Raw genomic sequence first — 18,166 nt, 5'->3', positions numbered from 1 at the left:
TTTTCGTTAATTCTGAGCAGCCGCGCCGGGTACCGGTGCTGCTGCTTTTGCGGGTAAAGGCTTTGCGAAGCGCCCGTCTCAACCTGATACACAAGGATGCTTTGAAATGATGTTTGAATCACGTAACCCGGCCACCGCTGAACTGATTGAAGTCTTTGACCTGCTCAGCGGTGCCCAGCTCGAGACGCGACTGGGAAAGGCCCAGGCGGCGAGCCTTGCATGGCGTGCCACTGACAACGACCAGCGTGGGGCGCTGCTGTGCCGCATCGCGGCGGTGCTGAGAGCGCAGCGCGAGTCCCTGGCGCGCACCATTTCGCTGGAAATGGGCAAGCTGCTGCCCGAAGCCCTGGCGGAAGTCGACAAGTGTGCCCAGTGCTGTGAACACTACGCCGAGCACGCCGCGGCCATGCTGCAGGATGAACTGATCCCGACCCATGCGCGCCGCTCGCTGGTGAGCTTCGAGCCGCTGGGCACCATCCTGGCCGTGATGCCGTGGAACTTCCCCTTGTGGCAGGTGTTTCGCTTCCTGGCGCCCACGCTGATGGCCGGCAATACCGCACTGCTCAAGCACGCGCCCAATGTGTCCCGCTGTGCACTGCTGGTGGAAGACATAGTGCGCGAAGCCGGCGCGCCCGAGGGGCTGTTCAGCACCCTGCTGATTTCGGTCGAGCAAACCGCCGCAGTGATTGCCGATGACCGAGTGCAGGGTGTTGCCTTCACGGGCAGCGAAGCCACCGGCCGCAAGATCGCCGCCATGGCGGGGCAGAGCCTGAAAAAGGTGGTGCTGGAGCTGGGCGGCTCCGATCCCTTTATCGTGCTGGAAGATGCGGATCTGGAGCGGGCGGTGGAGTTCGCCATGAAGCTGCGCTTTGGCAATGCCGGCCAGATCTGCATCGCCGCCAAGCGCTTTATCCTGACGCCACGCATTGCCGACGAGTTTGTCGAGCGCCTGCTGGCCCGGGTGGCGCAGTTGCAGACCGGTGACCCGTTGCAGGCCGGCACTACCCTGGCGCCCATGGCGCGGGAAGATCTGCGCAGCGGCCTGCAGCGCCAGGTGGACGCGGCCCTTGCCGGTGGCGCCCGGCTGCTCGCCGGCGGCGCTGTGCAGGACGGCCCCGGCTGGTTCTATCAGCCGTCGGTGCTGGACAACGTGAAGCCCGGTAACATGGCATTCGACGAAGAGCTGTTTGGCCCGGTGGCGTCCATTGTGCGGGCGGCGGATGCGGAAGATGCCATTCGTCTGGCCAACGCCACGCGCTTTGGTCTGGGGGCGAGCATCTGGACTGCCGACAACGAGCGCGGCGAAGCCATTGCGCGGCGCCTTGAAGCCGGAGCCTGCTTCGTCAATGCGCCCGTGGCCAGCGATGTGCGCATGCCGTTCGGCGGTACCAAGGCGTCTGGCCTGGGGCGCGAGCTGGCCAGCTACGGTATTCGCGAGTTCTGCAACATCAAGTCGCTGTGGATCGCCGACTGATTACTGCGCATTCGTGCCGGCGGTAGAATGAACGCCCCGCCTGCGCAGCCGAGTCTTTGTTGCTGCACGGTTGCTGGCTAATGGTTTTCACCCGCGCTATCGCCGAGGGAATGGGAGGATGCTGAATGATCGTCTTTGGGGGCTCTGAACTGCTGTTGCTGCTCTGCCTCACGCTGGGAAGCTATATCCAGGCCACAACCGGCTTTGCGTTCGGACTGATCGTGATGGCCAGTGTCACGGCGCTGGGGCTTGCCCCCATCGATGTGACGGCGCTGCTGGTCAGCGCCCTCAGCCTGGTCAATTCGGCCACCACCCTCAAGGGGGGACTCTGGCGCCATATCAACGGCCGGGCACTGAGCTGGGTGCTGCTCGCCTGCATTCCGGCCACCTTCATTGGCCTCTGGCTGCTGAACCACAGCAGCGACGACCAGCGTGGCCTGCTGCAGGGCACTCTGGGCCTGTGCCTGATCGGCAGCAGCCTGATGATGATGTACCGGGTCAAGCAGCTGGAGCAACCCTCGTCGGGCGGCGCCTTTGCCATCAGCGGCGTGCTGGCCGGGCTGATGGGCGGACTTTTTTCCACCTTCGGGCCCCCGGTGACCTTCATGATGTACCGCCAGCCCGACTCCATGGCGGCGATCCGGGCAACGCTGCTGTGCCTGTTTAGCGTCACCGCGGTGCTGCGCCTGAGCGCCGTGCTCTGGGTTGAGCCGCTGGATCCTTCGCTGATCGGGCTCTTCGTACTCGGCGCCCCCGCCGTGATGCTCGCGGCGATTGCGGCGCGCCGGTTTCCGCCGCCGCTGTCGAACAATGCGCTGCGCCGCCTGGCATTCGGGCTGCTGCTGTTTTCCGGGCTGGGGCTCAGCATCCGGGGCTTCATGTAATGCAGCGCCCGCCACGGCAACGGTTTGTTGCTGTGGGACAAAAGGCGATGCTGCCGCACAGCAATACCGCACATTAGCACCACGAATCCTTCAACTTCCTTTTTTATAGGTGCCCATCAGTTGCGCCTCGGCCAGCAGATGCCCCTGCATGGCTGCGACAACTTTCGCCTTGTCCGGCTTATCGCCGAGGTCGCCCAGCACGGTATCCAGCGCATAGAGCTTGTGGAAGTAGCGGTGGCGCCCGATGGGCGGACAGGGGCCGCCGTAGCCGGTACGCTGCCAGTCGTTAAAGCCTTCGCCAGTGCCGGGCGGCAGATCGGAGGCCTCGGTAGCCTCGGGCAGTCCGTAGCTGTCTGGTGGCAGGTTGTAGAGCACCCAGTGCACCCAGGTCATTTTCGGCGCGGCGGGGTCCGGCGCGTCGGGATCGTCGACAATGAGCACCAGGCTTTTGGCTTCGGCCGGCACCCCGGCCCACTGTAGCGGCGGCGCTATATCGCGTCCTTCGCAGGTAAAGACTTTCGGAATTTCGTCTCCTTCCTTGAAAACGGGTGAGCTGATGGTCAATGACATCTAAAAACCCTCCTTTTAGAGCCCGAGCCATTCGGGTCGGCGTGGAATATCCACTGAAAAGACGCGCTCCATGCGGATGACACCCTGTGCGACCAGTTCGGCGACATCTGCCTCGGTCGGGCCCTTGATATGGCTGCGATAGATCAGCACCCGTGTCACGCCGCGATGATCTTCGGGCGTCCAGGTGGCTGGTGAACACACGCCTTCAAGCCCCACCGGTACCCAGTCCTTGTGCTGGTATATTCCCTGGCGGATATTGGCACCGCTGATGCCACCGTTCCTGTCGGCCCACTCCATGGCTTCCTTGATAAGGAACATCGAACAGACGCCGCGGATGTAGTGCACCGGTCGGTACGTCTGGCCGCTGGGGTCCGACATCTTGGAGACTTCCTGCACCGTATACATGCCAGGGACATCATCGCCCCACTTGGCGGCGCCCATGACCCAGACCACACCGTCGGCCGCGGCGCCGGCGGTCTTCATCACATTCTCATCAAAGCCCCAGATATTCACCATGAACTGCGTTTCGACCTGTAGCCCCCTGCAGGTGCTTAGCAAAACGGATACGGACGCAGTGGTATTGGCGAGGTAGGCATAATCAGCCCCCTGGGTCTTGAGCTGACCGCACTGGGCGCTGAAGTCGCCCGGATTCATGGGCATAGCAATGACCGGCAGCACCTCGAAGCCGAGTTCCGTGGCGTAGGCCTGACAGGCTTTCTTCGGGGCATTGGGGTAGGGATGGTTTTCGCCCATATGGACAAACCGGGGTACACGACTGTTGCCGCGGGCTTTCCAGTCTTCGCTGGCCCATTGAACCAGACCCCGGCAGGCGTCCGAGTAGGACGGGCCATAGAAAAAATTGTAGGGGGCAGCCCGGCCTCCGGCGCCACGGCCGGTCGGATCCGTCAGGGAAGCGGCGTAGGAGGCCGAGAAATAGGGTATTTCGTCCTCGGTAACAGCGCTGACCAGGGCTTCGGTGGAGGGCGTGCTCCAGCCATGAATGGCCAGTACCTTCTGTATCTCGACGGCGCCGTTGACGGCTTCCACAGCGCTGGGGAACTCGGCCAGGATGTTGTCGCCGGGGGCATCAACGATCCGCCCCATATGGCGTTCGATCACCCGGCCAATGGCCTGCTGGTATTGTTTGAGCGTGTCGACAGTTGCCTGTTCATCTTCGCCCATCAGGCGGGAGTAACCGACGACATCGGCACTCAGAATGGCGGTAAGTTTGCGCTGACCCTGGGGCGGGCTCATGGGGCTGTCTCGTTGCGGCGGTATTGTGTCGGCATCGCGGCAGGCCGATGCCACTCAGTGACCTGAACACCTTCAGCTAACAGTTTAGATGCTTCTGAGCCGTAGCACGTCCGGAATGCTGGTTGCTACTGATTTAATTCTTACGATTTAATATCTTATTGTAGGGTGCGGCACGTTAACTTGCAGGGTGCGGCTGTGCCCTTTGAACCTTGCACCTTCACCCTTGCCCCGGTTCTCCACAAGCCCGCAGCTGCGCGGCGGTTGTCGTAATTCGCTGCACTCATTGTTAACCTACCAGAGTCACCCCGGAGCCACGGACAGCTCCCCGCAGGGTGCCAAATTTAACCGTAGGAGTCGCGCCCCGCGACGAATGGCTGTTGCTCCGGAGAACCTTGCCATCGTTCCAAAAGCTTCGCAGCGGGGCGCAGCTCCCACGAGCACCATGGCGCAGTTCGTCGATCTTTGAGTTCACCACGGTTTCGAGGTGATTCAGATCTTCCAGAAAGCGGGCTTTCACATCTTCAGGCGGCAGGGTGGCAGGCTGGGTGGTCAGCTTGTTCAGCTCAATCACGGCGTTCTGCAGCGTCGGGCTGCTGTCGGTTAGGCTGTCCCACTTTTTGCCGCTGCGAAACTGCATCGGGATGGACTTGCGCGGCCAGGCCAAAGAGGAAATCGAGCTTGGCATCGGTCTCGCACAAGGCCACCATTCCGGAAAAGTATTCAAATGTCACCGGTGTCAAAACAACGCTTTGCGCGCCACAGATGAACGCTGCCAATCCAACTATGAGTGTGGTCCGCTCGTTTAGCGCGCTCTGTGCGCGACCGGACGCAGGCTTGCGAATCCGGCCTCGATTGACCTCTAGTGTGCTGCTTCGCCCTAATGGGTGCTCCCTGCGGGCGAGCCGCCAGGAGGCCGTCCGCGGTGTTGCATTTCCTCGACATAGGCCCACTATGGCTTCGAAAATGCGCCGTGCGGTCAACCTCCTGGCGACTCGCTAAAAGCGCCTTTAAGAGCGAAGCAGTACACTAGCCCCACCGAGCTTTCGTACTGCCCGATGGCCGACGCAGCGGATGCCTTTATCGTGCGCACCACGGACTTGAGGTCGCCCCGCGCCGACAATCAACACTGTCACTCGACAGAGCTGTCACTCCAATTCTTGGGGTCCGTCCCGGACAAGCGCAGGCCGGACGTCTTCTAGCGATGGTCGTGCAACCGCCCGAGCGTGCTGTCCAGCAGACGCGCCAGCTTTTGCGCGGCGCCATGGACCGCCTGCTCCAGCGTCGCGGCGTGGTCCGTCACCGCCACCGGCTGCCGGCCTTCGAGACGAGCCTCCAGCATGCAGCGCTGGTCGTGCTGCCCGCTCTTGCCGCCGTTCTCGTCACTCAGATGAACTTCTACCCGGGTGACATCTTCGCTGAAGCGCTCCAGTGCCTGCTCGACCGTGGCGGCCACCTGCGCAGCAAGCGCCTCGGTGCCGTCGATGTGGACGTCGGTGTTGAGTTGGATCTTCATGGGCTTCTCCTGTGGCGTCTTGGGACGCACGCGGTGTCAGTGACGAAAGCTCGCCGCCACGCCGGTACGAGAAGGCATGCGCTCGGCCGACAGAACGTGGACCTCGCCACCCAGCTTTTCGACCAGCGCGCCCAGGTCGTCGAGCACGTCATCCACGCGCGGGTTGTCGAGTTCGGCAGGATCGATGCGCCCGGTCGCCCCGTCGATCCTTCCGGCCACCTGGCGCTCGGCCTCGATCAGCAGCGTCGCCACGCGGCCGGCCACTGCGGCATGGGCGACCTGCGACAGGTCCTCGCTGCCCAGCCCCTTGGCCGCAGCGGACAAATAGACATCGCGCCATGCGGCCTGCTGCGCCGCCTGCTGCGGCGCTGCCACGTCCCAGGCGCGCTGCTGCAACTCGTCTTGCGTCAGGCCCTGGGGGTCGACCATCAGGCCGCTGGCCATCAGGAACGGGTTGTGGCTGACCTGGCGGAACAGGTGGTGGTGTTCGGGCAAGGCCGCCAGCATCAAGGGCAGGCCTGATGGGCGCGAGTGGTGTTCCAGCACGGCACGGTCCACCGCACGGAAGAAGCGTTCGGCGTCGCCGTCGATCTGGTCTTTCCGGCCGCCCTGGCCATGGTGCATGGCCATGTGGCCGCCGCCGGTGCCGCCATACGACGATACGGTGGTGTGCGGCTCGGTGCGTTCGTCGCCCAGTGCCTCGGTCATCGTCCGCGGCACGTCGGCCGCCAGCGCCACGGCATCGAGCGCGTTGCGATCACCGTCGAAGAGCTGCACCTGATGCAGGCTCAGGGCCAGCACCTGGTAGCGCCCGACCGACTGCAGCCATCGGCGCAGCGGCTTGGTGTGGAAGCTGTCGGCCACCACGGCCAATTCGGTCACCGGTCTCTGCAGCAGGAACACGCGGAACAGGCCCGGTGCGCCCAGCACGGCCAGGCCGTCCAGCGTGTGGTTCCAGAAGTCGTGGTCCTGCGCCACGGCCTCAAACGGCTCGACCAGGGCCTGGACGGCATCGGCCGCGTGTTGCTGTCGCAGCGATGTCTCCATCGCCTTCACCAGATGGCGGAACCGGATCGGGTCTTGCTGGTTGTCTGGATGGCGTCGATGGGTCGGCTGGTAGAGCGACAGGCAGGGCCGCCCCTGGAACGACGCAAGTTCGGCCAGGCTGGCGGGGGTGAGTGTGTCGAGGGGGAGTGTGGTCTTCATGTTGCTTCCTCTTTTGATGCCTCTGGCCCGGCGGGCGGGGACGGGTTCGACTCCGCATGGACTGGTTAAAGCGGTAGCACACCGGCAATGTCTGCAGCGACATCGGCGTGCCACATGGTTCTTGACCAGGCCCGCAACCAGAAAGTCGTCCAGGGCAGGCGTACAGTCTGACCGGCTTGAGTGACCTCGTCTGTGCGGCAGCGCACGGTGCAGCAGGCACGATCGGCTTCACCATGGCGCTGTTCATCGGCGGCTTGGCGTTTGCCGGCACGCACTTCGAGCGCGAAGCCCAACTGGCCATCTTGATCGGTTCGTTGCTGGCCGCGGCGGTCGGTATCGCCATTGTGCTGACGTTGAAGGCGACGCAAACGCCCGTCCCGCAGTGAGTGGTTGACTGCGAGACGCATCCTTGCGTCAGTCGAGCAGCTCGCACAGCGCCTGTGTCGCCGCCGTGAAGCGCGCTTCGACGGCGAACAGATCGTCCGCTTCCGGCACAGCTTCTCGCGCCCCTCTGATGATCATGCCGGCGTGGCGCTGGAGGCAGGCCGCGTCCTGCGCGCGTTGCACGTGGCCCGCGATCTGGGCGATGGCATCGAGCATGCGGATCGCCACGGCGGGGTTCGAACGAGCGCTTTGCCTGATCTGGTTGAAGGCCGTGTCCGCGATCCCTGCAAATGTGGATCCCAGTGCCACCAGCCGCAGCCGCCCGTGAGAGTCGAATCGGTGGGATGAGGGCATGTCGCGTCGGGCCAGGCGGCACAGGGCCGAGCCCAGTCGGTCCACGCAGGCGATCGCCGTGAACGGGTCATTGATGCCCGGTGACAGCGCTCGCACGGCGATCTCGACCAACTGGTGGAAGGAAAACTCGATATCCTGGGCGGCGGTGCGCTGGTTGCCAAGCACGAAGGCGGCGTTTATCTTGTCCACCAGAGTTTCAGTGACCCGATCCCCGGGCCAGACCATCACTATCGCCCGGCCTTTGATGAGATAGTGCCCGGGCCGGCGCTCCAGCCGCAGCAGCAGATCTTCCTCGCTGGCCAAGGCCATCAGGGTGTCGGCATCGATGAGCTGGAGATAGCCGTTATCGAGGGCCCCCACAGGACGGGCCTCGCGCGCGAACGCCTCTGGCAGCTCGGGTTCACCGGGCGCACTCGAGGCTTCGGATCCAGGCTTGCCCAGGTGGCCGGGAAACAGCCTGTCGATCCCGTCATCCAGTTCCTTGCCGACCCGTGCCACGACCTCATCCGCCTGGATCGAGACCGAGACGTGATGGATGAAGTAGATCAGTACCCCAATGCTGACGACGGCCAGCAGAACGCCGATGCTGACAGAGAGATGAGGCACGAAGGCCCCCTCGTCGGCGCGCCGGATGGTGCGCAGCACGAGCAGGCAGTACACGAACGTGGCCACGAAGGTGCCCAGCACCACCTGATTGGTGGTGTCGCGCATGAAATTGCGCAGCAGGCGGGGGCCCAGCTGGGACGAAGCGAGCGACAGCGCCACCAGCGTCATCGAGAACACGGTCCCTGCGATGGCGATCATCGACCCGGCCACGGTGCCCAGCAGCAGGCTTGCACCCGCGGCACCACCGGAATAGCTCCAGCCAAGGCTCTGCAGCCAGTCGCCAGCGACGGCTTTGTCGAGCTCGACGGCAGAGACGGCCAGTGCGGCGGCCAGGGACGCCATGGCCCCTGGAACGAACCAGAAACTGGATCGAAGGCGATCCCAGTATTTAAGCAGCAGTGCTTTCAAGAAACCTCACTTCAACTCGTAGGCCAAGACCGTATCGCCCGGCGTTGTGCCGAAAGAGCCATGGCCGCCCGCCGCGACGACCACCATCTGCCGGCCATGGATGCGGTAGGTCATTGGGGTCGCCTGGCCGCCTGCCGGCAGCCGACTTTGCCAGAGCTTGCGCCCAGTCGTCACGTCGTAGGCGCGCAGGTAGTTGTCCAACGTTCCGCTGTAGAACACCACACCGCCGGCCGTGATCAAGGGCCCGCCCAGGCTGGCCACCCCCATCGGGAAAGGAATCGGAAGCACGCCCGGCATCTGATCGCGCACGGTGCCGTGGCGGTGCATCCACGCGCGCTCGCCGGTGCGCAGATTAACCCCGGCGATCGCCCCCCAGGGCGGCGCCTGACACGGCAGGCCGATCGGCGACAGGAACGGGCCGATCTTCACGGCGTAGGCCGCACCGTGGTTCTCGTTCCAGTGCTCGCTGGCACCGGCGCTGACGACATTCGCAGTGGCATCGGGGCGCGGAATCAACTCGAACGTAAAGGCCAGGAACGCCGGTGTGCCAACCATGATCTGCCGCACCGGATCAACGGCCACGCCGCCCCAGTTGAAGACGCCCAGGTTGCCCGGATAGACCAGCGTGCGCTGCGTCGATGGCGGCGTATAGGGCCCGTCATAGCCCAGCCGGCGCAGCTGGATGCGGCAGATGAGCTGGTCCAGCGGTGTTGCGCCCCACATGTCCTTGCCGGTCAGGGCGGGTGGCATGAAGCTCAGCGACGAATGGGGTTGTGTCGGCGCGGCGAACTCGCCGGGCACCGTGCTGGCCGGGGCCGACAACTCGCGCACCGGCAGGATCGGCTGGCCGCTGCGGCGGTCCAGCACGTACAGGTCGCCCTGTTTGGTGGGCATGACGAGTGCCGGCACCACCTTGCCGTCGATCGTCAGGTCGATCAATGACGGCTGCGCCGGCACGTCGCGGTCCCAGAGGTCGTGGTGCACCGTCTGGAACACCCAGCGCAGTTTTCCGCTCGTCACGTCGAGTGCGATGAGGGCGCTGGAGAACCGCTCGACTTCAGCGTTGCGGCCCGCGCCCAGTTGGTCGGGCGACCGGTTGCCCAGTCCGATGTAAACCAGCCCGAGCTGCGCATCGACGCTGGACGGCGCCCAGTTGTTCGGCGCACCGGCGGTATAGGTCTGGCCCGGCAGCAGCGGCGCGGTGGCATCCGGACGGCCTGGATCAAAGTTCCACACCAGCCGCCCGCTGCGCGCGTCGAACGCCCGTATCACGCCGGACGGGTTGTGCACCGACGCGTTGTCGTTGATCGAGCCACCGACGATCACTACACCGGCCGCCACCACGGGTGGCGAGGTCTGCATGTAGGCACCGGCGCGGAGGTTCGGCATGCCGGCGCTGAGGTCGACCACGCCTTTGTCACCAAAATCGAGGCAGGGCTCGCCGGTCTGCGCATCCAGCGCATAGAGCCGGGCGTCGATGGTGGGCAGGAATATCCGGCGGGCGCAGGTCTGCGACTGAACTGCGGCCGGCGCGCTGGCAAGCGCCGCGGATGCCGCGCCCGTGCCATCGAAAAACGCCAGGCCTCGGCAGGTTAGATGCTGGCTGCTGTGGTCCACTTCGATGTGCGGATCGAAGCGCCAGCGCACCTGCCCGGTTGCAGCGTCCAGGGCGATGGCCTGTTGCCGCACGCTGCACAGGTACAGCAGATCGTCGACCTTCAAGGGCGTGACCTCGAAAGTGCGCTCGACCGGGTCACTCGGGCGCGGAGTCTCGCCAGTGTGGAAGGCCCACGCGAGGCCCAGTCGGCTTGCCGTGGCAGGCGTGATGTCGGCCAGCGACGAGTAGCGCTGGCCCAGCCCGGTGCCGCCATAGGCTGGCCAGTCCTCGCCAGCGGCCCCAGGCGGATCCGTAAGGCCTGGCGCTGCGATCTGCGAGACCGCTGCATCGGGCAGCAGGCCCGCGACATCGAAGGGGTCGCGCGTGATCGAAATTGCCGCCAATGCGACCACCAACAGCATGGCCCCTGCCAGCCAGCCGCGAGGACCGCGCCACGACGATCGCGCAGGGGCCCCCACCATGCCAGTTTCGCACAGAGTCCGGTCGATCCAGGGGGCCAGCAGCCACAGGCCGACGACGGCAAGCAGGGCGCCCCGGGGAACCAGCGCCCAGCGATCGAGCCCCACCTCCCACAGCGACCAGACTGCCATCGCCGCCAGCAGTGCGGCATACACACCCAATGCGATGCGGCGGCGGCGAACCAGCAAGGCGCCGCACGCCACCAAGGCGGTACCCGCGAGGCCATACGCCCAGCTACCGCCCAGCGCTGCAAGCCACATTCCCCCTGCGCCGAGGACGGTGCCGAGGAGGATGAGGATCCATGCGGTGATAAATGTCAGAACCATTTCGCGTTGCTCATCGTTGGGTGAGTCCGGCAGAACCGGCAATGGCGTCGTCTCGCTGGACCAGGGTTCGCAACAGCCCAGGCAGCCACGAACAAGTTGAAGTATAAGTAGGATAAGCGCCGTTTTCATGAAGTCACGGATCGTTCATCGACATCGGGCCGCCCATAGTCCTCACGACCAACCGCAGTATTACCTTCGCTGCTGAAAGAACGCTCCTTTCCCACTCTTGATACCCATCTTTCCAGCTCCTTCCTAACCCGTAGGCAAGCCGATACCCGCGCCGCTCCCGCCCAGGGGTGCAGCCACGTGCATTGAGTGCCTATCTACTTCAGTCGAACAGGCTTGTTAGCGGAGGCGCCAGGCTCTCGGGTAGTGCGTTGAATATCACCAAAGCGACCTTTTCCTTCAGGTGAGCGAGGACCCTCCTGATTACCACCGGGTCTTCAATGCAGACTATGACGGTGCCGCCGCATTCACGACAGGTCTCGATGTCGATATCGTCTAAAGCGCCTACTGTTGGTGAATACAGGCTTCAGAGGTTGTGCCCGGGCCATCGATGTCCGACGTTCAGTGAGTGTTTGATCCTGTCCGTCATCAGACACTTTGGATTTGATGCCTTTGCCTCGCCGCGCGGAGCCGCCACATCGGCCGCTGATGCGCCTCGCGCAGGCGATTCGGCCCGTGCTCTTCCAGGCGCGCCGCCGAGCGCTTCGCGCACATGCGCCCGACGCGCTGGAGCCAAACAGAAGCGGCCAGCGGGACATCCACTGTTGGCCGCCGGCGGTGTCCACTTGAATCAAGGCCACCACGACCGCAAGGCTGCCCGCCACCATTAGCGAGGGTAGAACCAAAAGTTGCCCCGCAGGTTGCTCCAGAACTGTTTGAGCTTGTTCTTAAATTAACATTCACCTTTGTTGGCCAGTTAAAGTGCGAAGTTTCTCACCCACCGGTTGGTTGCAACGAACCCTCGGCTTTCGCCCGGACCTCCGCCAGCGCCGCACAAAAACAGACGCCGAGCACGCAGACGCAGCTTGAGAGATAAATCCACAGCAGAAACGCCATGATGCCGCCCAAGGCGCCGTAGAGGGCGTTGAAGCTCGTGAAGTGGATCTCGTAAAGCAGAAACAGCCATTCGCCAAGCCAGATCAAAAGCGTCGCGGCCAGCGCGCCGAGCCAGACTTCGGAAAACCGGGTGGCCCGGCTGGGGGCCAGCCGGTAAATCATGATCAGCCCGTAGAACAAAACCAGCCACGGAATGAGCTGGAAAATTATGGCGAACATCCAACCGGGAAATCCGAGCTGGGTCGCGAACCATTCCCGGAACATCCGCGCCATCCCGGGCAGCAAAATGCCAATCAACACGGCGCTCACCGTGATGCCGAGCAGGGCAAGGCTTTTCAACGGCAACCGCCACCAATTGTAAGTCGGCGAATGCCAGAGGCGGTTTGTGGTCCGAATCAGCACGCTAAGGAATTGCAGCGAGCTCCAAAACAACAACGGAATCGCAGCCAGGCTGATCTGGCCCCGCGCCGCCAGCATGCCGCCAATGGACCCCACGGCAGAGTGTTCCTGTTCACCGGTCAGCGGCACGTAATGTTTGACCCACTGCACAACCGCCTGCGTCGCCACGTCGCGCTCGACGAACAGCGATCCGGCGGTCACCAGCAGGATGACCAGAGGCAGGAATGACAGCAGCAGGTAATAGGCAAAGGCGGCGGCGCCCTCGTCGCCATCCGCTTCCACCCAGCGTGCGTAAGCGCGGCAGAGAACCCGCCACGCGGTGGACTGCTTAACGATGAGCAAGAACTTTCGCATCGGTTTGAACTTATGTGTCCAGCCGCCAGCCAACAAAGCAGACGGCTGGAGGCGAATGGGGTTGATTTTCAGCGGGGTCCCGACCTTGATGATCCACTGCCACCGGGTTCAGTTTCACAGACTTGGTTTCCTTGATCCCAGAACACCGAAGCCGACCAGCTTGTGCTGTTGTTCATCCCAGAGCCGGAAGGTGAACGATTTGTGGCTGGCGAAAAACGAGACGGGCGGCACGGTTTGACACAGCGGCTCCGCCTTGTGACATCGCTCCAGATTATAGTTGGGAATCCGGGAGCTTAAATGATGAAATTGATGAAACCCAAAATATCATTCGCACAGGGTGATTTGAATAACGAACCGTGCCCACAGCCATGGTGGATGATAAACAGTCGCACCATGAATCCTCCCGCCAAAATGCTCAGCGGCACCACCAGCCAATACGACACCGCCGCGCAGACATACATCAAATACCAGAGCGCCGTATAAGGAACGAACGTGTTGACAGGCTGCCAGACGGCGCGCCACCAGGAAGGTTGCTGGTATCTGACGACAATTTTCTTCCAAGCCGCCGTGTCGCCTGGACATTCAACGGTCGTCATGCCGCTTTCGCTCCTTGCTTGTGGCTGAAATCCAGCACACCCCAGCCGCAGAGTACCAGGGTCATGGTCACCCAGGGAACATATTGAAGCCATGCCGAATAGGTTATGGCGTTATCATGCCCGGCGCTAATCAACGTGGAAGAGACCAGCGCCATGACGTCTTGGAAACGGCCAAAAAAACGGCGCCACCAAAATCCACAAACCGGTCAGTTTGTATCGGCGAGCGGCGATCACCGCAACCACGAGGACGACCGCCTGGATGAGCAGCCTGAATCCAGCCGGCACGAGATAACTTGCAGCTAACGTATGCATGATAACAACAAGCTAGGGAACCTATGAATAAGTCCCAATGAGTCTCTGGCTTTCAGCGCGATCCGGAATCGAGGCGCAGTTTCGAAAGCATGCCGGGGCCTGTCGAGAAGCTGCAACAAAGAGTCCGGGTCGCGCCGAAAGCCCCGTAGGGCGGGCCCTGAAGCATACATCTGCGTTGTTGCAGCGCTTGACAAGGACTAAGGCCAAGGTGCCCTTTAGGGTATTGCCTGCACACTGCGCCTAGCAGCTGCACGCTTCAGGACCCGCAGAGGACAACTGGGACTTGTTCATAGGTTCCCTAGGTGAGTCAGCGCGCAGACGCAATGGGGTGTTTCCCCCTAGGGTAAACCCCTGCAGTGGAATATTTGGCCTTTGATGATCTCCTGGGCGAGCGATGCGAGAGGGGTGCCCTGGACCACAAACTCTCGTCCGCAAATTACTCCGGAGCCGTCTGATCTTATTCATGGTTCAACCTTCCATCAGTGGCATTCGGCCACAAAGTTCTTTGCGGATGGCCTGCAATTCCTTGAGGCGCTCCTTATCGACTGTCGGATAACTCATCCTGAGTTCCTTCATGGTATCGAGGATGATCTGCGAAACGATCAGCCGGGCGTTCTTCTTGTCGTCGGAACGACATGCCAGGGCGCATGAGCAGTGCTGGTCGCGTTCAGACACGCTTCATACGCTTTCATGCAATCATCCCGGCGCTTCCTCTCGCGCACGTCTGCGAGGTTGAACTTCCAGTGCTTGTCCGGCTCATCGATTAGCCCGGCGGGCAGCCCCTGGCTGCGCAGAATTTCCGGATGCACGCGAACGATCAGCACTTCTTCGTAATAGGACCGATTGAAAATGCCGATTCGTCTGCGTTCTGGCAGGCGGCAGGTGGTGCGCCAGAGAAAATCGTGTTCCAGTTCTTCGGCGCTCGGCTGTTTGAAACTGAACACTTCGCAGCCTTGCGGATTGACCCCGGACATGAGGTGCCGTATGGCCCCGTCCTTGCCAGCCGCGTCCATCGCCTGAAAGATGAGCAGGATCGCATAGCGGTTGGACGCGTAGTGCATGCGTTGCAGTTCGCTTAGCTCCTCAACGCTCTCATCGAGCCGTTTGTGATAGTGTTTCTTCGACTTGAAGAAAGGCTTGGCCTTCGTCCGGCGCTCGCTGAGTTTGAACTCTTCTCCAGGCGACACTTGGAAGTCTTGAGAATTGATTTTTATATTGTTCCTTTCGGTCAGCAAAGCCGCTGTAAACATTCCGGACTATTTTTTGGTTTCTACGTCGGCAGTCTCTAGCAGCCTGTCGCACTTAACACTGATCTACTCGGCTCGGGCATCCTGCTTCGCCCTACCTCCTGCATCCATGCAGTCGTGCGGAAACGCCGATTCTTTACAGTAAAGAGGGGTCATTTTTGTTTACTCTTTATAGGGCCACTATTCACAAGCTACATCCCTGTAGCTTGCCCGGTGGGCAGCTCACGCTGTGTAAATCGGCTATCCTGCCGATTTATCGCCTTAAAAGAGCCCCAAAACTGACTCAAAACGGCTATTCCCTCGCTACGACCGGTCAAGTCCGACCTCGCGATCCTCCGATTCCTGGATAGCCCGAACGTCCTAACGCGCCAGTTCCTCGTAACGTTTATGCACTCGCTCGACGAGCTGCGGCGATAAATCCAGTGCTTCCAGAACACAGGAAACGCGCGGATCCAGCACGCTATTTCTTGAGCAGGTTTTCCTGGGTTTCCGGCAGGTTGCCTTTGGATTGTTGTTCCCGCATCTCTACAGTTTCATTTGACAAGTTGCCTTCACTGGGCGTCGTATCGCTATTCTCGTCTGCGGCGGGAGCCCGCCCAGCGTCGCTTTCGGATTCACGCCTAACTTGTGTGGAATTCGTCATCTGGACAACGGGAACGCCCTTGGGGAAAATCACTTCGCGCGCGGAATCCGGAAGTTCGATGCCGGCCTTGAGTAGCGCGTTCTTGGTCTGGCGCAGCAAGGCCGAATTGATTTTGTTCGGCGAGTAAGTGTTGCTATCGAACCAGTAATAGACGCGCAAACCCACCGTTGCCGGGCCCAACTCCTCCACTAGAACTAGCGACTCTGGCGTATCGAGGACGGCAGGATGCTCCTGCAACACTTTTGCGATTAGGGTCTGCGTCTTGACGGCCGAGGAATCGTAACCGATGCCGACCGTGAACTCGGCGCGGCGGCTCGGAATGCTGCTGTAATTCTTGATGATGCTCTTGTAGACGGTAGAATTGGGGATCTGCACCTGATTGCCGTCAAGCGTGAGCAGAACGGTGCTGCGGAAATTCAGGTTCTGCACCACACCTGTGTGCCCGCCGACATCGATCAGGTCGCCGCTGTGGAAGGGGTTGCGCATGCTTAGCAGGATGCTCGCCAGAAAATTCTCGGTAATGTCGCGCAGTCCGAAGCCGATGATAACGCCGATCAGCCCGGTGCCACCAAGCACCGTGAGGGCCAGCCGCGTCAAGCCTGAAAATTGCAGCACGAAATAGATGCCCAGCAGGAAGACTGGAACTGCAAATGCCCGCGCCACAACCGACAGCAGCAGCGGTGACTCGATGCGGCCTGCGAATATCAGCCGAACCGCCAGCGCTACCAGTCCGGCGGTCAGCCATGTGGCCAGGATGACGAGGCCGGCGAGCGCCACCAGCGGCCAGACCCTGAGCATCTGCCGGTAGAAACCTGTGAATTCTTCGCCTGCGCGCACAAAGGTAGAGCCGACATCGGCACCGGCCTCGATCCGGTTGACGACGGCGACTGTACCTTGCATGTTTTCGGCGAGAGTTCCGGCCCAGGCCCGATGTTCCTGAGTACCAGTCGTGCCGTCGAGAAAGACTACCCCGTCATTCACTGAGACGTGCGCCACATCGAACCATCCGGTCGATTTCAGGATGCGTTGCAAGCGGCTCGCAATCTTTGCATCACTTGCTTCGGGAACGACAGTCACGGGCTGCCGCGGCGCAGCCGGGGTGACATCTTGCGCCAAGGTAGGCGCCGTACAGGCGAACAGCAGTATGACGAGTCCTGCGGCGCGCAGCAGCATCGTGGGCAATTCAATTTCGGGTCGTTGGCTTCCTGGCATTCGTATTTGCTCCTGTGAGCGGCGCCTGTCCAATCCGCCTCATCACCGATAGTGCGGTTTTGCACATACCACCTTGCAGGGCCACCGCCGTCCTTGCGTAGGTTCAACCTTGCGCCTTTCGTCGTAGGGGCTTGGCCGATCGTTGCGAGGGAAAGACCGCTTTGTTCAGCACATTCATGTGCTTCACCCCTTCGGGGCTTGCACGTTCAATCGCTCCCTGCGATTGAATGAGGTAGTTTTTGCGCTCTTTCGAGGCGATAAATCGGCAGGATAGCCGATTTACACAACGATAGCTGCCCGCAGGGCAAGCTACAGGGATGTAGCTTGTGCATGGTGGTTTTATAAAGAGTACATAAAATGACCCCTCTTTACCGAAGAGAGGGATGTTTGCGTACGACTGCATGGATGCAGGAGGTAGGGCGAAGCAGGATGCCCGAGCCGAGTAGATCAATGTTAAGTCCGACGGGCTGCTAGGAATGATGCTTCTTTTAACTCCTGCACTTCGGTGGCGAAATAACTCAGCAGATATTTCCGGAGCAGTGAGTGCTTCGTCATATCCGGTGTGCCACGGTAATCCTCGCCTCTGTTATACACCAGGTAGCGGAGCAGAGACGTCGTCTGCACCAGATTGCGTGCGCTGCTGAATAACTCATTGCAACTGTGAAGACCAAGCCGCTGGTGGAATCCCCAGTGATTGAACAGCTGACTTGACCTGGCTGATGCGCTGCTCGGTCGGAGCGCCACTGACGCGGGCGATGATCTGCCCTTCGGAATCCAGAACAATCACGTAAGCACTCGCGCTTCCCGTCGGAATATTGAGCGCCGTTTCAAGGCTCGTTTCATCAAGGATCCAGGTCTGGTCGTAGTAGCGAGCCGGAATCTTTTCCTTGGCGCGCCCTATGGCGTCGGCCTCGCTCATGAAGAACGGCAGATCGACAGCCAGCACGTCGCGGATGCGGATTGACTCCGGATCCAGGTTCTCCCGCAGCGCATTGGCCCACTTTCGCGTGTCTCCGGCGGCAGCTTTGCTGGGTGTGACGATCAGGATCGTCGGCTGGCCGATGAGCTTGGCGTCGGTGATCTTCTCGCCGCTCAGCGCGGTTGCCTCGAACGAAGGAATTGGACTGTTCGGAGCCGCACCCACCCACGATGCGGTCAACAGGGCGCAAGCCGCGGCAACGACGAAGTAGGTACAAATATCACCTACAAACAACCAACGATCTTTCATCTCAGCCATGGCTTAATTTCCTCATAGGCAATCCAGCCTCAGTGCCACGAGCACACC

The 18,166-nt window shown here is 61.7% G+C and carries 15 protein-coding genes and 1 pseudogene; 3 read left to right on the top strand and 13 right to left on the bottom strand.

Annotated elements, in window-relative coordinates:
* Positions 1-106: 106 nt before the first annotated feature.
* Both MRS74_RS12835 and MRS74_RS12830 read left to right on the top strand, forming a co-directional pair.
* Positions 107-1,474: an NAD-dependent succinate-semialdehyde dehydrogenase gene (locus MRS74_RS12835; RefSeq protein WP_254580693.1), complete on the top strand. Its 1,368-nt coding sequence runs from the start codon at positions 107-109 to the stop codon at positions 1,472-1,474.
* Between the two features lie 125 nt (positions 1,475-1,599).
* Positions 1,600-2,358: a sulfite exporter TauE/SafE family protein gene (locus tag MRS74_RS12830; RefSeq protein WP_254580692.1), complete on the top strand. Its 759-nt coding sequence runs from the start codon at positions 1,600-1,602 to the stop codon at positions 2,356-2,358.
* Positions 2,359-2,448: 90 nt separating this feature from the next.
* Here the strand turns inward: MRS74_RS12830 and MRS74_RS12825 are convergent, their stop codons facing one another.
* The 5 genes from MRS74_RS12825 to MRS74_RS12805 form a co-directional block, all read right to left on the bottom strand.
* A complete protein-coding gene (locus tag MRS74_RS12825; protein ID WP_254580691.1) occupies positions 2,449-2,928 on the bottom strand; it encodes a YbhB/YbcL family Raf kinase inhibitor-like protein in 480 nt (159 codons plus the stop codon).
* 15 nt (positions 2,929-2,943) lie between these two features.
* Complete coding sequence (locus tag MRS74_RS12820) at positions 2,944-4,182, bottom strand: ABC transporter substrate-binding protein (RefSeq protein ID WP_254580690.1); 1,239 nt, start codon at positions 4,180-4,182, stop codon at positions 2,944-2,946.
* Positions 4,183-4,468: 286 nt separating this feature from the next.
* On the bottom strand, positions 4,469-4,867 hold the full coding sequence (locus MRS74_RS12815; RefSeq protein WP_254580689.1) for a DUF3461 family protein: 399 nt from the start codon (positions 4,865-4,867) through the stop codon (positions 4,469-4,471).
* 510 nt (positions 4,868-5,377) lie between these two features.
* Positions 5,378-5,695: an HPF/RaiA family ribosome-associated protein gene (locus MRS74_RS12810; RefSeq protein ID WP_254580688.1), complete on the bottom strand. Its 318-nt coding sequence runs from the start codon at positions 5,693-5,695 to the stop codon at positions 5,378-5,380.
* Between the two features lie 36 nt (positions 5,696-5,731).
* Complete coding sequence (locus MRS74_RS12805) at positions 5,732-6,901, bottom strand: baeRF3 domain-containing protein (protein WP_254580687.1); 1,170 nt, start codon at positions 6,899-6,901, stop codon at positions 5,732-5,734.
* A gap of 176 nt (positions 6,902-7,077) precedes the next feature.
* On the opposite strand from MRS74_RS12805, the gene MRS74_RS12800 reads away from it, so the two are divergent.
* Entirely contained in the window at positions 7,078-7,287 is a 210-nt protein-coding gene (locus MRS74_RS12800; protein ID WP_254580686.1) for a Na+/H+ antiporter NhaA, read from the top strand.
* Positions 7,288-7,315: 28 nt separating this feature from the next.
* On the opposite strand, the gene MRS74_RS12795 is transcribed toward MRS74_RS12800, so the two are convergent.
* The 8 genes and pseudogenes from MRS74_RS12795 to MRS74_RS12760 form a co-directional block, all read right to left on the bottom strand.
* Complete coding sequence (locus MRS74_RS12795) at positions 7,316-8,653, bottom strand: DUF2254 domain-containing protein (RefSeq protein WP_254580685.1); 1,338 nt, start codon at positions 8,651-8,653, stop codon at positions 7,316-7,318.
* Positions 8,654-8,659: 6 nt separating this feature from the next.
* Positions 8,660-11,056 (bottom strand): membrane-bound PQQ-dependent dehydrogenase, glucose/quinate/shikimate family, encoded by a 2,397-nt coding sequence (locus tag MRS74_RS12790; protein WP_254580684.1) that lies wholly within the window; start codon positions 11,054-11,056, stop codon positions 8,660-8,662.
* 328 nt (positions 11,057-11,384) lie between these two features.
* A pseudogene (locus tag MRS74_RS12785) lies at positions 11,385-11,555 on the bottom strand (RNA-binding protein); the annotation flags it as partial.
* A 440-nt stretch (positions 11,556-11,995) separates the two neighbouring features.
* A complete protein-coding gene (locus tag MRS74_RS12780) occupies positions 11,996-12,871 on the bottom strand; it encodes a YihY/virulence factor BrkB family protein (protein WP_254580683.1) in 876 nt (291 codons plus the stop codon).
* A gap of 293 nt (positions 12,872-13,164) precedes the next feature.
* Positions 13,165-13,467, bottom strand: a complete 303-nt coding sequence (locus MRS74_RS12775) for a fatty acid desaturase family protein (RefSeq protein WP_254580682.1) — start codon at positions 13,465-13,467, stop codon at positions 13,165-13,167.
* Positions 13,468-14,381: 914 nt separating this feature from the next.
* Positions 14,382-15,029: a polyphosphate kinase 2 family protein gene (locus tag MRS74_RS12770; protein ID WP_254580681.1), complete on the bottom strand. Its 648-nt coding sequence runs from the start codon at positions 15,027-15,029 to the stop codon at positions 14,382-14,384.
* A gap of 457 nt (positions 15,030-15,486) precedes the next feature.
* Positions 15,487-16,881, bottom strand: coding sequence for a mechanosensitive ion channel family protein (locus MRS74_RS12765; RefSeq protein WP_254580680.1), 1,395 nt, complete (start codon positions 16,879-16,881; stop codon positions 15,487-15,489).
* A gap of 649 nt (positions 16,882-17,530) precedes the next feature.
* A complete protein-coding gene (locus MRS74_RS12760; RefSeq protein ID WP_254580679.1) occupies positions 17,531-18,118 on the bottom strand; it encodes a TlpA family protein disulfide reductase in 588 nt (195 codons plus the stop codon).
* Positions 18,119-18,166: the final 48 nt, after the last annotated feature.

Source organism: Marinobacterium sedimentorum (genome assembly GCF_024267675.1).
Taxonomy (GTDB): domain Bacteria; phylum Pseudomonadota; class Gammaproteobacteria; order Pseudomonadales; family Balneatricaceae; genus Marinobacterium_A; species Marinobacterium_A sedimentorum.
The sequence above is the reverse complement of the archived record's forward strand: the minus strand, read 5'-3'. Positions and strand labels throughout refer to the sequence as shown.

Coding starts and splice junctions, on each gene's coding strand:
- MRS74_RS12830 (WP_254580692.1), top strand. CDS start 1,600: ATGATCGTCTTTGGGGGCTCTGAACTGCTGTTGCTGCTCTGCCTCACG.
- MRS74_RS12790 (WP_254580684.1), bottom strand. CDS start 11,056: ATGGTTCTGACATTTATCACCGCATGGATCCTCATCCTCCTCGGCACC.
- MRS74_RS12815 (WP_254580689.1), bottom strand. CDS start 4,867: ATGCCAAGCTCGATTTCCTCTTTGGCCTGGCCGCGCAAGTCCATCCCG.
- MRS74_RS12805 (WP_254580687.1), bottom strand. CDS start 6,901: ATGAAGACCACACTCCCCCTCGACACACTCACCCCCGCCAGCCTGGCC.
- MRS74_RS12765 (WP_254580680.1), bottom strand. CDS start 16,881: ATGCCAGGAAGCCAACGACCCGAAATTGAATTGCCCACGATGCTGCTG.
- MRS74_RS12820 (WP_254580690.1), bottom strand. CDS start 4,182: ATGAGCCCGCCCCAGGGTCAGCGCAAACTTACCGCCATTCTGAGTGCC.
- MRS74_RS12760 (WP_254580679.1), bottom strand. CDS start 18,118: ATGGCTGAGATGAAAGATCGTTGGTTGTTTGTAGGTGATATTTGTACC.
- MRS74_RS12775 (WP_254580682.1), bottom strand. CDS start 13,467: ATGACGACCGTTGAATGTCCAGGCGACACGGCGGCTTGGAAGAAAATT.
- MRS74_RS12780 (WP_254580683.1), bottom strand. CDS start 12,871: ATGCGAAAGTTCTTGCTCATCGTTAAGCAGTCCACCGCGTGGCGGGTT.
- MRS74_RS12835 (WP_254580693.1), top strand. CDS start 107: ATGATGTTTGAATCACGTAACCCGGCCACCGCTGAACTGATTGAAGTC.
- MRS74_RS12810 (WP_254580688.1), bottom strand. CDS start 5,695: ATGAAGATCCAACTCAACACCGACGTCCACATCGACGGCACCGAGGCG.
- MRS74_RS12770 (WP_254580681.1), bottom strand. CDS start 15,029: ATGTTTACAGCGGCTTTGCTGACCGAAAGGAACAATATAAAAATCAAT.
- MRS74_RS12825 (WP_254580691.1), bottom strand. CDS start 2,928: ATGTCATTGACCATCAGCTCACCCGTTTTCAAGGAAGGAGACGAAATT.